Here is a 15,108-nt window from a genome sequence, read left to right as displayed (position 1 = left end):
ATCATTGCAAACGCTTACATCACCAAGCGATATCACTTATAATTGTTCCCCATTTGTTTTAATGACTTGCTTATACCACTCAAATGAATCTTTTTTAATCCTTTTGAGAGTGCCTTCACCATTATCATCTTGATCCACATAGATAAACCCATAACGCTTAGACATTTCTGATGTTGAAAAACTAATCAAATCAATTGGTCCCCACATTGTATATCCTAGAAGATCAACACCATCTTTAATTGATTCCTTCATTTGTTCAATATGCTGCCGTAAATAATCAATGCGATATTGATCGTGTACTTGACCATTTTCTAACTTGTCAAGAGCACCTAAACCATTTTCGACAATAAATAGTGGCTTACGGTAACGATCCCACATCGTATTCAAACTAATACGTAAACCAACAGGATCAATTTGCCATCCCCAATCCGATTCCTTTAAATAAGGATTACGCCCGCCAACAGCCATGTTTCCGGCGCCATCTCCAACTTGATCGTGCGCAGTCACGTTGGTCATATAATAACTAAAACTGATAAAATCAACTGGATTTGCAAGTAAAATAGCTTGATCATTTTCTGCCATTTGAATAACAATATCATTTTCATAAAAGAATCGGTTCATATATTCAGGATACTCGCCACGTGCTTGCACATCGGTAAAGAATAAATTCTTTTCATCTACCAATTGTGCCGCACGAACATCTTTCGGGTTGGGTGTTGCCGGATACGTCTGCATACGGGCTAACATCGATCCTATCTTAGCTGTTGAATCAATTTCATGCAATTGTTTGGTCGCAATTGCACTGGCTACAAACTGATGATGTAGCGCTTGATAACGAATTTGTAATTGTTCCTTTTTAGAAAGTCCTTTATCAATGGCACCAGTTTCATGAAATCCCCATGTACCCGTGTTAATTTCATTAAAAGTTAGCCAATATGGCACTTGCTTTTTGTAGCGATTAAACACCGTTTCCGTGAAGCGATTGAATGCAGTAATCGTTTCACGACCAGCCCAACCATTATATTTTTGCGTCAGTGCAATTGGCATTTCATAATGAGACAGGGTTACTAATGGTTTGATATCATATTTTGCTAATTCTGCCAAAACATGATCATAAAATACTAACCCTGCTTCGTTAGGCACTTGATCTTCACCCTTTGGAAAAATTCTTGCCCAAGCAATGGAAAATCGATAAACCTTAAATCCCATTTCAGCAAAAAGTGCAATATCTTCTTTATAATGGTGATAAAAATCAATGCCTCGGCGTTTAGGATAGCGTTCAACTGTCGTGTCAGCCAAAGCAACTTGTAAGGTTTCTTGTGTGACATCGCTCATAGACATTTGTCGCCGATCATCAGCTTTTTGGACAACTTCAGCTGTACTCATCCCTTTACCGTCAATGTTCCAAGCCCCTTCAACTTGATTTGCTGCCGTGGCACCGCCCCACAAAAATCCTTTGGGAAACGTCTTTGGATATGTTTTTTTATACATGTTGTACTTCTCCTTTATATACTGGTACATTTTCTTCCTGCCGACTTGTCAGTGTTAAAATCTGTTCATCTGCCGTTGCTAGTGTGTTTTCGGTTACAACGACATTATAATTGGGCGTGTTCGTAATAATTAACATCACCGTTGTATCAAATCCTGCCTCACTAATTGCTTCACGATCAAATTCTACGAGTGAATCACCAACTGAAACTTTTTGATTTTGTTGAACCAATGTTTTGAAAAACTGACCGTTTAATTCAACTGTGTCGATACCAATATGGATCAACACCTCAGCACCAAGTTGTGAAATAATCCCAATTGCATGCCCAGTTGGATATACTGCACTCACTGTCCCTGCAACTGGTGACTTAATCGTGTTGTCATTGGGCACAATGGCAACACCTTGTCCCATAGCTTCAGAGGCAAACACCTCATCCTTAACATTTTTCAATGGAATAATTGTACCAGTTACTGGTGTAATGAGTTGTTGTACGCCATCTTTTTGAACTGGCTCAGCAGTAGTTGTATTGTTATTTTCCAACTTGCTAAAGCCAAAAAGATATGTCAGTACTGTCCCAAGAACAAAGGCAACTACTAACCCAATAATAACGCTTATGAAACCTTTACCCAAATACGTTGGCAAAGCCAAAAGGCTAGGTAAAGTAAATGAACTGGCATGTGCTTGACCACCACCAGCGATAGCGCCACCAATAGCACCGGCAATTGAAGCAAGAATAAATGGTCGTTTGAGTTTCAAAGTCACACCGTAAATGGTGGGTTCCGTAATTCCTAACAAGGCCGTTGCGACCGAAGATCCGGCTAATGATTTCATTTTCGTATCTTTTGACTTCAAAAATACACCTAATGCTGCGCCAGCTTGCGAAATAACTGCGACACTTAAAATTGGCAAAAGTGGATCGTATCCTAAGCGACTGATATTATTCATCATAACTGGTACAAACGTCCAGTGAACACCAAATATAACAAACACTTGCCAGAATGCGCCTAGTAATGCACCAGCAAGGGCGGGTGCAAAATTATAAATGGCTGATACACCAGAGGATAGAATTGCACCAATACTTGCGCCAAGCGGTCCGACAACAATGAGTGTCAATGGTGCCATTATGATCAATAAGAATAATGGTGTGAAAATATTTCGAATAGACTCAGGAAATATTTTATCTAGTATTGGTTCAATAACAGACATAACCCACACTGCCAATAATATTGGCACAACACTTGATGTGTACGTTGTAGGCACTACTGGTATGTTAAAGAAATTCATTGTTTGTGAGCTAGCAGTAATGGCAACCAAAGTCGGATAAACCAATGTGGTAGCCAATGCTACTGCAACGAATTGATTGACTTTTAATTTTTTAGCTGCCGTAAAGGCTAATAATATTGGTAGGAAATAGAAGAAACCGTCGCCCGCCGCATACCAAATTTGATAAGCACCACTTTTTGTTGTTAACCAACCTAGTGCGACAAATAATGCCAAAAGGCCTTTCAAAATACCAGCTCCAGCCATGGCACCCAAGAAAGGTGTAAAAACGCTAGATATAAAGCTAATGAAACGATTTAACAGATTATCTTTCGTTTCAATTTTTTTATCATCATTCTGACTATCCGTGTTTTCTAAATCAGCCATTTCTGCCAAAGGATCGAATACTTTGGCAACAGCATTACCAATGACGACTTGATATTGACCTGCAGACTTCACAACCGTGACGACACCATCTAAATTTTCAATTTTTTGTGTGTCAGCTAATTTTTCGTTCTTCAACTTAAACCGTAAACGTGTTGCACAGTGCCAGGCTGTGTCAATATTATCTTTGCCACCAACATCATTTAAGATATTTTCAGCCAATGCTTTATAATCCATCTTATCTCCTTCTCTGAATAAGAAAACCCAAGTTCATGATAGCAGACGCTAAAAAGCGCTTGTTATCATAAACTTGGGTTTTGCCTAATTAAATAGTTACAATCCCGTCAACTTTGTTGACTCATTTCATTTATAATTCTTTGAATATGAATAGTGACATAAACTTGTTCGTTCAAAGAAATATTTTTATTTAGCGTACTTTTGACAAACTGGGTTATTTTTTGCGTACAATTAAATGCTTGCGGATATTTTTTAAACACATGTGCATATAAGACATCATCCGTCTCTTCTGACATGTTCACTTTTTTACTACCCGTAATACGCTCAACAAAGAATCGTAAATGTACAAGAAATCGCTGATAACTCATTGAATTTTCATCAAGGTGCGTTTGCAACTGATACTGTACAATCGTGATAATGTCACTTAGCAATTTTGTCATTTGCGCACCTTTATCTGTATGATACTGCGAAGATGTACGATTTTCGACAAATTTTAGTGCAATAAATCCCGCTTCATCATCTGCTAATTGTACACCAAACAATTTATCAATCATCTGCAGTGCCTCTTGACCAACTGCATATTCTGTTGGATAAAAATGCTGAATTTCCCATAATAGTTCATTACGGATAACGATTTTATCCCTGGTTCTCTGAACAGCAAAATGAATATGATCCGTAATGGCAATTAATAAGTAAGCATTAAATTTTGTATTCAGTTTTTTTTCAGCCACTTTTATAATTTGAGATGCAATTTCAAAATATTTCGGCGAAATATCGTTAATCAATTCATCGAATAAAGTTAACCAACGATCCTCTGTCGGCGTATACATTTTGTCAACCGCTGATTCATCTATAACCTGCCCAACTTTTTTCTGAAAACCTATCCCTTTGCCAATTAAAACAACTTCATGACCGTTATTGTCTGCCAGCAGAACGTTATTATTAAATGTTTTTTTTACATGCATCGCCTCCTGAACCTCCCGATTTTTAGATACCGTTATAAAACAAAAACCCGACAAAAATTGTACAAAGCCGCAAAAGCTTGTAACAAATTATTGTCAGGTTTTGCCCGTTCGCACGGTAACAATCCTTTATGAGTTTAGTATACAACAAAATGTAAGCGGTTTCAACTACATCATGATAATTATTAATTTACATTTATATTTATCATCATTTTTTGTATAATGGATTTAACAATATGCTATTTGGAGGCACTAATCATGTTATTCAAGGATAAGGTAGACACTTTTGTGCCTGCCACAATACCAGCGTTTGCAAATAAACTATTTCTTGATGTTGCCTACACTTCTCAACCACAATTACGCCTAGATATATACTTACCAGCAGGGAAAGGGCCTTTCCCAATTATTTTAGATATATACGGTGGTGGTTTGTTGCGCGGTAAAAAATCCTCCTTTAAGTTAAATTCAAGCCTACGCTTTTTAGCAAATGGTTTTGCTGTTATAAGTGTTGACTATTGCCTTAACACACAATTCAAGAGCCAATTCCCAAATCAAGTCAGTGATATTCGATCAGCTTTAGAGTATTTATCAATAAATTCAGCAAAATACCAGCTCGATATGTCTCATGTCACACTCATCGGGGAATCCAGTGGCGCGCAATTAGCAGTCTTAGCAGCAGCAACTTTTTCCGCACAATATACATTAGGTAGGCCCTCCAAAGCAACGATCAACCACAAATTTCCCAAAGTAAATCGTGTCATCGCTATGTATGGTCCATATCAAGTTGATCAATTCCAGACCCAGTTTGAAGCACTAGGTATCAAACCGCAATTTTCTGAAACAGGTACCGCACAATCGTTTGAAGGGATTATGTTACATGATCATGCACCAAGATGCGTTCCTAATTTAGTCACACAGTCTAACCCAGCAACTTATTTTACAAAAAATATGCCACCATTGATGCTTATTGCCGGAAAAAAAGATCCCGTAGTTCCTTATCTTCAAAGTGTACAACTGGCGGCAACTTATCGAACCATTGTTGGCAATCATATTAAAACACAGTGGTTGCCTTATGGTGTTCATGGACCAAAAGATTATAATAACGATGCGATACACATTCAAAAATTAACATTTATCAATCAAAATTAAAAAATCGTAGGATACCTTGCCCAAAACTTATGAGTCATTGCGTTCTACGATTTTTTAATTTTAGATCATATCTAATATTGTTTTTAAAACACCCGCATGATTATTATCAGCACTGACAGGATTAAATGGCCCAGTAATACTAGCATCTGGCATAATAAATGGCTGACCCACAGCCATTAACATTTCTAAATCATTTTCACCATCACCAAAAGCCGCAATATTAGCCATGCTAATTCCTAAATTATCAGCTAACATTTTTAATCCAATTGCTTTATTAACACCTGCTGCTACAATGTCAATTGCCCCTGTACCAGTTTCTGTAATGTGAACAGAATCACCAAGAGCTTGCCGCGCAACATCATAAAATTGTGTTTCATCAAAATTTTGCCAGTTCATCGTGACTTTTAAAATTGGCGCTTTAATTTCTGATACATCATCAAATATGATCACTTTTTTAAAATATCGACGGTGTGTTTGTAACGTTATATGAGCATACTCACTCGGTATATATGCTGTGTCATCTGTTGAATAAACTAATCCACGACTGGGTTTAACAGGAAAATCAATTAATAGTTGTTGTACACGCAGTAATATTGGCAAAGCCATTGTGCGTTCATAAATCAATTGCCCATCAGCATTAGTAACCCGTGCGCCATTATTAGTCACATAGGCCATGCCTTCATCTAAAAAATCTGCTAACAATACATTAATTCGTTCTTGATGAACACCCGTTGCAATAGCCAACTGGATATTTTTATTTTTAAGTTTATCTAACACAACACGAAATAGCGCTTTATCAAAGGATTTATCATCTGATAAAAACGTGCCATCTAAGTCCGTTGCAATAAGCTGAATGTTTGCCATTAATTTTTCAGTATGCCTTCATTTATTTGTTATTCTGAATTAATACAGTAAACTTGAATCTCATTATAGTTTACCATGAGAACTAACAACTATGTTTGTTCTAAAATGCGCTTTGCTATCCAAGCCCCTTCACGTAGAATAACTGTGTTAACTCCAGGTCTTGGAATAACTGTTCCAAACCACTTCAAACCCTCTAATGGTATGCCGTAGACATATAAATGAGGAATAATCACGCCGGATGCGTCAATTACTTCAAAAGTTTTCGGATCGACATTAATTGCCCCTAATTTGTAAGTTGATCCATCATCTCGTGTGCGCAAAGGTTGCACAAACATGCCACTATTCTTTAAATTCGTAACGAGTGGGTTTCTAGATATGGCCATATCTGTTGACCCTAACCGCGCTTCAATCAGTGCATTTCCCTGAAACCTTTGTCCCCGAATATCATGTGCCTCAAATTTACCGGCTACTGTTGTCACCTTAATATTTGCAGCAGTCACTTCAAAAATACCGGCCTTAATGAGCGCTTTTAATTGTTCTACTCGTTCTAAAGGCGGCCCAACTGACACAAGTATATCTAACGGCTTAAAACGTGTCATAAATTTTTCATAATCGTCTGCTGAAAAATAATTCTGTGCAATCACATCACGTACCAAATCACGAATATCTCGCATAATATCAAATGTACCTGCATATGGTGCGTTCTTGTTACCTAATCTGGCATCCTTAATGTCTGCTAATAAATAGTCTAAGAACCATGCTGCATAATCCACCTTCTCAGGCAAATCACGCGCCGGATTGCGTATCAATTCAATATCAAATTCTGGTACATGCGTCAAACCAAATTGTTTCGCTGTCTCGTTTAAATGCTTCCCTGTTAATAAAGCTTTTTTAAAATCTTCAATTTGCTTGTGTGTTAACTGAGTATCCTTTGAGTCAAGCCGATTTAGCCAGTATTTATATGTTAATTCTTTGACAATCAAGTTTTCAAAACTGTTATAGGAAATGTGCCCATTCCCTGCATACCGCAAGGCGTTTAAGGCCGACAATGTGAAGAATACTGGTTGATAAAGTTCACCTGATAGTTTTTCGTTCACGCCTCGCGCATGTAATGGAAAGCCACCACGTGAACCAGCTATCACATGTGGTTCATGACCTGACGGTTCATAAACTAATTCTCCTGTACCATCTCGCGTGAACTTACCGCCTTTTCCAAGAGATAATGCTGCAACGTAATCAAAAAAGCTCAATCCCAAACCGCGCATAATTACAGTATCATTTTCATGAAAATCAGACAAATCAGCTTCAGATGGATGAGTAGGTGTAACATACTTCAAATGGTGTTGTGCCGCAAATGCTTTAAACGCCGTTTCTTCTTCAGTCAGATGATCATCAGAATGACCAAGCGCCATGACAACATGATCAGCTAATATTTGAGCTCCATCAGCTAATTCTAATTGAAACATTGTGCCAATTTTAACGACATTAATCACACTTTGCTTAGTGAAATTAAGTGTTTGATTTGGCCGTACACGACGTGTCAACCACTCAAAAAACCACGCTGCATAAACACCCATCATCCCACGCGATGAAAAATCATCCGGTTTGGTTAATCGTGATGCTTCAATTGAATAATGTTCAGTAAACTCGGAATGACTGGCTAAAAACGCTGACGCCTCTTGCTTTAACCATTGGATCATCGTTGGTCCAGGATAAGGTGTGCCACCATTTTCAATCGACTCATCATTGAATAATGTAATTTGATCAATGACTGTATTCATTAGAAATTGTTCGTTTTGCGAGATGGCTGGATCCCACACCCGGCCACCGATAGCGTATGGATCATAGATTTGAACGTCAATTTGTGTATCGTCGTCCGCTAAATTAATTAGACGTTCAGCAACAGCAAGTCCCCGCGGACCAGCACCAATAATTGCAACTTGCATATATTTTTTCTCCAAAGCGCGCACCAAAAAACGCCTCTATTCTATCTTTAAACTAGTATTCATTATAAGGGTTTTCAACGACATTTTCAAAAACTTAATGTATTATATTTAAAACAACTGCCGCATAGATTTTAAATATTTTCTAGCACAAGGTAATAAAACGCCGTTATTTAATTGAACAGTATTCGTGTGGGCATCAAAAGCTACAACTTTAGATTTATTGACCACATATGCCGCATGAATTTGCATGAAATTTTGATGCAGCTTTGGTAGTGATTTAACCGTCGTTCGAACCTGTATATTTTTTTGTTCACAACAAACCGTCAATCGATGACTTTGTGACTGACTAGAGGTCATATAAATAATATCATTTAAATTAATACTTTCAGATTTTTTACCATTTGGTAGTGTTATGAATTCTGATTGCGTCCCACTTTGCTGTCGTATTTGCTGTTCTGCTTCTGTCACAGCAGATAGTAATCGCTTAGTGAATAAAGTTTCAGATTGCGCTTTATCAATGAAGTCTATCATACTAATATGATATTTAAGCCCCTGCTCGAGCATTTCCGAGTGTGTTGTGACAATAATTATCTGCGACATTGTATCAAATTGTCTAATCATTTTTGCCACATTTAGCCCAACATTGTCAACCGTACGAATTTCTAGATCTAACAAAATAACTTTAGCTAATTTATCTGCTTTTAATGCCTCTAACAATGAAGTTGGTTGATCAAATACTTGGCAATTTTCGATGATCTGTTGAATGCGTCGTTGTTGTACCAAGTTATCTTCTAATAAATAGTAATTCATTAGCTCACCGTAAACATCATTTTTTGAATAAAGTGATGCTGTTCAGCAATCGTTGTCAACTCGATATTGTCATGTTGATTAATGTACTGCTGAACAAAATATAAGCCAAAACCACTGTGATTTTTTTTAGATGAATAACCAAATTGCGCTGTTTTTGTTAGATCTGTACATTGCGTGCAACTATTGACAATCACTATTTCTTTACAATTCATTAGTAACATCGTTACGGTTTTTTTAACTGTTTTTTCTGCTGATTCAATGGCATTATCTAGTAAAATGCCAATAACACGGTAAAAACTAACATCATTTTCAATTGCTATGACATCAAAAAATTCGTTAATTTCAACGTTAAATGAAACTGATTTCTCAAAAGCAATTTGATGTTTAACTAAGATAAGACTTTTTAAATTCAGATCTGCTATGTACTTTAAATTTAATATTTTCGGATCGGGCAATGTATCATTACTTTTTTTAATGACTGAATAATATGTACTTCTGATATCACTCATATTTTCGGACTGAATACCATACTCAAGACTTGCTAATATATTTTTATAATCATGTTTAAAAAATCGAAATTCCGAATATTTCGTTTCAAGTTGCTGTGTATAATTTTGACTGGCCGCCATTTCGGCATCATGTTGATTAATTTTATCTAATAATAATTCATGTTGATTACTAATTACTGGCACAAAAATTATCGCCAATATAATACTTAATAAGAAAAAATCCCACCAAATTGAACCTGTAAATTGTTCTACAGCAAAAAAATAGGCTAAAAAATCATTCATAATTCTCAAAAATAGACTGCTCATCAAAAGTACTTGTAGTTGGACAACATGTTTTTTTAAGAAATTTTCAGTTAACCATTCATATTTCAATTGCCTAAATACCAACGCAAAAATCACCGCCAGAATATTAGCTAAAAAATCTAAACTAGCTTGAACAAAAACTGGTACACTTACCAAAGATGTCATCGTCATTTCAAAATTTACAACCCAATAAGCTAACAATGAACTGACAGATGCGTAGAGTAGCAAAATACATTTACTACGAATGATATTTTGTCGCCAACCAATGTAAAATAGCAAGATTATGGATACTGTTGAAGCCAAACTGGCACGCAATAAAGGTGATTCAAAACCATTGCCAATCATATTAATCACGTACAACATAATACTAGTTATCACGACAGTTCTTTTTGAAAAATGATGATGGCCTAATAAGGTACTGAACCAAATGAGCATCACAATACTTTCAAATATCGGCCACGTTATAACGTTAAAAATATTTAAAAATCGAAACACGATTACCCCCCATTGTTATTTACGAAAAAATTCGTTCTAATCCAATCGACTAGGGCGAATTTTTTAGCGTAACGTTTAACATATTTAATAATACTAAAGTAAAGAAGGCATTAAAGCAACTATTAAACCATATAATTACGTGATTATTTATAAACTTTTATGAAACATATTCCACCCATTATATTAAAAAATAAGGTAAACTATAACAAATATAACTCTGTGAGGGAAGTACATGTCACACCTACAAAAAAAAACAGCAACAGAAAACTTAAACAATGCGTTATATGCTGGGCGTTTTGGTATTGAAATTGAAGAACACCGTGTTCAGACGAGTAGCAAAACATTATCTCGTCATCCCCATCCCCGCACTCTTGGCGATAGGCGTATTCAACCATACTTTCAAACCGATTTTTCTGAAAGTTTAGAAGAAGTTGTCACCGCGCCGAAATCGTCTTCGTCTAAAGCACTTGCTCACTTACATGAGTTACAGCTCATGCTTAATGAGGAATTAGCTGATGACGAAATAATATGGCCATTATCAATGCCTCCGCATTTAACTACCGACGATATTCATTTTTTAAACACGCATTTTGATCGTCCTTGGTATCAAGAATATCGAGATCAGCTACTAGATCGCTATGGTAGTTTCCAACATATTATGGCCGGGGTCCATGTTAATTTCTCACCTGCTGATGATGTGATGGCTTGGTATCGTCAACGCAATAATATCACTTCTCACTCATTTGCTAAAAATCAGCTTTTATTCCAAATAGCACAACAAGTGGTTGGTTATCGCTGGATACTGACTTATTTATTTGGTGCGTCGCCAGTTAGTGAAAACCCTGCCGATAATGTACCAACTAGTCGTCATGCCCTTCAACCTGTACGTTCTTGGCGCGCAAGTGACTTTGGTTTTGCTAACCGCCCGGAAATAGCAGTTGATTACACTGATTTTCAAACACATGTTCATCAAATCCAGCAACATATTGCTAATGGCGATTTTTACGACAAAAGTGAATTTTATGGCGCCGTGCGTTTGAAAGCACCTGGGAATATGAATGATCTTATGATCAATGGTGCAGAATATATGGAATTTAGGATGTTTGACATTGACCCCTTCACACAAAATGGTATCTCTCAAAATGCGCTAAGCTTCTTACATCTACTCATTATAGATGCCATTATTAATCCAGCAACATGGGGGAAAAGCACACTAGACAACGCACGCACACGTAATCACGTGGTAGCATTACAACATCCAACTGAGCAACTATCAGACACTGCAATCGCATACGCGAATGATTTATTTTTACGATTAGAGAGAATTGTACAATCTGCACCTATTTCACAAAAAAATGAATTCCAATCAGCGCTCTCCTTTGCACGTTCTGCTGTACGGCAACCAAAACTAACCATTGGTGCACAACTAAGTGAAAGCATTAAAAACGAATCGCTAATGATTTTTGGATTACAACAGGGCGCTAAAATTTCAGCACAGCGTCGTCAAAGTACTTGGTCGCAAAATTTACCAGACATCCCAAAACAACTACAACAATCTTATGTTCAAGCCCACAAACTCGGTTTTCAAACCCTAATGAACCCCACTGAAAATACGCTAAAAATTACATATAATGGGCAAGTCCGAACTTTAACTAGTGATCAAGATTTGACCCAATATATTTAAGCACAAAACAAAAAACGAGACAATAGGTCTCGTTTTTATATGCACTGTTATGTCGTTCATAAACTTTAAACGACTGTTGCTTGATTGATATCTAACCAAGTTTCATAGGCACCAATTTTCACTTTCATACCGTTAGATGCCTTGTCAATCGCTAGTACACGATATGTCCCATTTACTTTAAAATAGTCTCCCACCGATAGTACTTGATTGCCTGCTTTGATGCCATTAGCATTTGTTTCATCCAATGGTACGGCATCAATCAAATTCAACGTGGTCGGTTTACCCCCTGATAGTTTATCACTCGCAACACTATTTTTAGCTACATTCACAACGTTTACTTGGTAAACCCCAGAAAATCGAACATTACTCCCAATAGCAATCCTTTTGTTTGGTGATGCTTGCTTTGGTGTGGTATTAGCAGTAGTTGCTTTGGTACCTACATCCTTAAAATGAATAAAGCCGGAAACATCACGCGTATTAACAGTACGTCGATAATAATTATGATTATAGTTGTAATTATATTCTTCAATTACGACGTTATCACCTGATACTTCAGCAACCCAAGCCACATGACCTGCACCAAACCATGCCACACTTCCGACACTTGGTGTATTATCAACACGGTAACCTCTTGACTTTGCCTGTGAACCCCACTGCCAAGCAGAGCCAAACCCAACTGGTAATTCAAAATGGTTTTGTGCATGCAACCGCCATGCCACAAAAGAAACACATTCACGATTGTACATTGTCCAATTATCAACCATGGAATCTGGAGCTGATTTTTTCAAGGTTATCGGATAATCATCTCCTAATACCGCTGCACTAGCGGTATTAACTGTCAATCCGCCAACAATTCCTAATGTTAGTAATCCTGTTACTATTTTTTTCATTTTTCCTACCCTTTTCTTGTGATATCACATCATACGTTAGGGTAATTAAAAAAGCTTAAGTGCCTATACTAATGACTAGTGTGATAACAGCAAGTAATAGCCACCACCATTGTGATTTATAAAATGGATATCATTAATTCATTTTATAGCATATGAAAAAGGCATAATCCTTTGAGAAAGGTTATGCCTTTTAACTGTAAGTACAGAGCACAAAATCAGGGGGAGATTTTGTAACAACTATATTATAAATTAACATTTCGAGTTATTTTATCAGATTTTCTTTTTTAAAAAATATTATATGAGAATTCTCTGCTGAATGGCACTTTTTTGGAATTGATTGAACGATACAAAAGGCAAATCTAGATCACACACACTATCACATTGAAGTCTGTTTCTCACATATCTGGTGAAAATACCAAACGATTCCCACTTTTTTGGTGCCATATACTTTCAACTTGTGATAGTGGAACCACTTGCACATTAAATACAAATGGCCTGTTCTTTTCTGCTTTTAAAATTTCTTCAAACGACTGAAGAATTGCATGCACACCAACCGACCCTTGTCCGGAACCTATCAATTGTAGCCTAACAGCACGAAAAGCGGCACCAATAATAGGTGCTGTTTGGCCCGCAGAGCTACCAATTTCAATCCATTTAAGATCTTGTTCATCATGCAAACGATTTGGGATAATTGCTTGCATCGCATTTGCTGTCACATCACCCCATAAGTAATCTAAAATAATATCAACATCTTTCCCTGCCTGTGCAAGTTCTTTTTGGTATGCCTTAACATCAGCGCCCAAGACAATTGTTTGCGTTGCACCTAGATGTCGCAATTCAGTTAGTTGCTTTGAATTACGACCAACTGCAATGATACTTGAAGCACCTAAGCGTTTAGCAATTTGTACTGCCATGGATCCAGCACTACCTGTAGCACCTAATATCAGTACTTTTTGACCTTCTTTAAAATCTGCACGATATTTCAATGCCACCCAAGATGATAACGCTGGATTCATCATACCTGCAATTTTTTCATCTTTTAAGTCATTTGGCATAGCTACCCAGTGGCCTTTTTCAACCACTACTTGCTCCGCAAAACTCCCATTGCTCACAAAAAATACTTTGTTGCCATTAGGCAATAAACCTACACCATCGACACCTGGTACCATAGGTAATTTGCCTGTTGATGCATAATGTGAACCATTAGCATCACTTCGTGCACGATTGGACAACGCCGATGCTGTCACATGGATTAATGCCTCATCTACTTTTGGCAGTGGATTAGGATAGTTATTTTCATATTGTGGTGCTAAACCGAAATCTCTTACAACAGCTGCTTTCATTATATTACTCCTTTAGTTGTTTTTTGTTTACTCGTAATGTAAAATCAGTATAAGTCCTTAAAGTTAAAAAGTCAATATTTATTACAGGTAATTAAAAATGGAAAAATACAAGCAAATTGAACAACTAAAGCAACAACTTAGAAAAACACGTGAAAACGGTGATTTCGAACGCGAATGGTTTATTAAACATGCTCCTTCGCAAACAACACGGCAATTTATTCAAAACCAAAAACATGTCACACATTCAGAGCTACAAATTTTAAGCGAATTAACATACAATGATACAGCGACACCGTTTAAAAAATTACAAAGTATGTCACCGCTATCGCAAGGTATGCTTTCACGTTATGTTAACCGTTTAACGGCACAAACATTGATTGAAAAATACCATCCAATTGATAACAAAAAAGAAATTTTCTTGCGTCTCACTAAAATTGGTTATGAACTAGGTATGTTGCACCTTACATTACATCAAACAATTAGAATACAGGAAGAGCGTATTTTAAGTGACTACAGCGATGACGACGTTACTAATCTCGTACAACTAGCCACTAAACTACTTGACGCACGCAAAACACTTTAAATCAATCCTAAAACTGAGTCATTTTTGTCCTACTATTAGGCCAAAAATACACAATTACTGGCAAAGTATCCTGTAATGGCGTTGATAAAAACAGTCAGAAAAAACACAATAGTCCTTCAAAGGTTTATTTTCCACCCTTGACTATTGTGTTTTCTGCTGCCTTAGTTTATCCACGCCATAATCATTACATCATACTGCCA

The 15,108-nt window shown here is 36.9% G+C and carries 12 protein-coding genes; 3 read left to right on the top strand and 9 right to left on the bottom strand.

Features of this window, described 5'->3' with window-relative positions; all coding sequences use genetic code 11:
* Positions 1-36: 36 nt before the first annotated feature.
* From LEGAS_RS00755 to licT, 3 genes are all read right to left on the bottom strand, one after another.
* Positions 37-1,491: a glycoside hydrolase family 1 protein gene (locus LEGAS_RS00755; RefSeq protein ID WP_010391122.1), complete on the bottom strand. Its 1,455-nt coding sequence runs from the start codon at positions 1,489-1,491 to the stop codon at positions 37-39.
* The gene (locus LEGAS_RS00750) at positions 1,484-3,370 is read right to left on the bottom strand and encodes a beta-glucoside-specific PTS transporter subunit IIABC (RefSeq protein WP_010391123.1); all 1,887 of its coding nucleotides are present in this window, start codon (positions 3,368-3,370) and stop codon (positions 1,484-1,486) included. The genes LEGAS_RS00755 and LEGAS_RS00750 overlap by 8 nt, the downstream gene beginning before the upstream one ends.
* A gap of 107 nt (positions 3,371-3,477) precedes the next feature.
* On the bottom strand, positions 3,478-4,335 hold the full coding sequence (gene licT, locus LEGAS_RS00745; RefSeq protein WP_013231136.1) for a BglG family transcription antiterminator LicT: 858 nt from the start codon (positions 4,333-4,335) through the stop codon (positions 3,478-3,480).
* A gap of 255 nt (positions 4,336-4,590) precedes the next feature.
* Here licT and LEGAS_RS00740 point away from each other — a divergent pair, with 255 nt between their 5' ends.
* The gene (locus LEGAS_RS00740) at positions 4,591-5,481 is read left to right on the top strand and encodes an alpha/beta hydrolase (RefSeq protein ID WP_013231135.1); all 891 of its coding nucleotides are present in this window, start codon (positions 4,591-4,593) and stop codon (positions 5,479-5,481) included.
* A 60-nt stretch (positions 5,482-5,541) separates the two neighbouring features.
* Here LEGAS_RS00740 and LEGAS_RS00735 read toward each other — a convergent pair whose 3' ends face one another.
* The 4 genes from LEGAS_RS00735 to LEGAS_RS00720 form a co-directional block, all read right to left on the bottom strand.
* Entirely contained in the window at positions 5,542-6,345 is an 804-nt protein-coding gene (locus LEGAS_RS00735) for an HAD hydrolase family protein (RefSeq protein ID WP_010391131.1), read from the bottom strand.
* 89 nt (positions 6,346-6,434) lie between these two features.
* Entirely contained in the window at positions 6,435-8,291 is a 1,857-nt protein-coding gene (locus LEGAS_RS00730) for an FAD/NAD(P)-binding protein (protein WP_010391133.1), read from the bottom strand.
* A 108-nt stretch (positions 8,292-8,399) separates the two neighbouring features.
* Positions 8,400-9,101 (bottom strand): LytR/AlgR family response regulator transcription factor, encoded by a 702-nt coding sequence (locus LEGAS_RS00725; protein ID WP_013231134.1) that lies wholly within the window; start codon positions 9,099-9,101, stop codon positions 8,400-8,402.
* Entirely contained in the window at positions 9,101-10,408 is a 1,308-nt protein-coding gene (locus LEGAS_RS00720; RefSeq protein WP_013231133.1) for a GHKL domain-containing protein, read from the bottom strand. The genes LEGAS_RS00725 and LEGAS_RS00720 overlap by 1 nt, the downstream gene beginning before the upstream one ends.
* 232 nt (positions 10,409-10,640) lie before the next feature.
* Between LEGAS_RS00720 and LEGAS_RS00715 the strand changes: the two genes are divergently transcribed.
* Positions 10,641-12,092: a glutamate--cysteine ligase gene (locus tag LEGAS_RS00715; protein WP_013231132.1), complete on the top strand. Its 1,452-nt coding sequence runs from the start codon at positions 10,641-10,643 to the stop codon at positions 12,090-12,092.
* A 65-nt stretch (positions 12,093-12,157) separates the two neighbouring features.
* On the opposite strand, the gene LEGAS_RS00710 is transcribed toward LEGAS_RS00715, so the two are convergent.
* Positions 12,158-12,982: a CHAP domain-containing protein gene (locus LEGAS_RS00710; protein ID WP_013231131.1), complete on the bottom strand. Its 825-nt coding sequence runs from the start codon at positions 12,980-12,982 to the stop codon at positions 12,158-12,160.
* Positions 12,983-13,377: 395 nt separating this feature from the next.
* A complete protein-coding gene (locus LEGAS_RS00705) occupies positions 13,378-14,325 on the bottom strand; it encodes a quinone oxidoreductase family protein (RefSeq protein WP_010391139.1) in 948 nt (315 codons plus the stop codon).
* A gap of 97 nt (positions 14,326-14,422) precedes the next feature.
* Between LEGAS_RS00705 and LEGAS_RS00700 the strand changes: the two genes are divergently transcribed.
* On the top strand, positions 14,423-14,908 hold the full coding sequence (locus LEGAS_RS00700; protein WP_013231130.1) for a helix-turn-helix domain-containing protein: 486 nt from the start codon (positions 14,423-14,425) through the stop codon (positions 14,906-14,908).
* Positions 14,909-15,108 lie beyond the last annotated feature (200 nt).

Source organism: Leuconostoc gasicomitatum LMG 18811, assembly GCF_000196855.1.
GTDB lineage: Bacteria > Bacillota > Bacilli > Lactobacillales > Lactobacillaceae > Leuconostoc > Leuconostoc gasicomitatum.
This window is presented reverse-complemented; position numbering and strand designations above follow the sequence as displayed.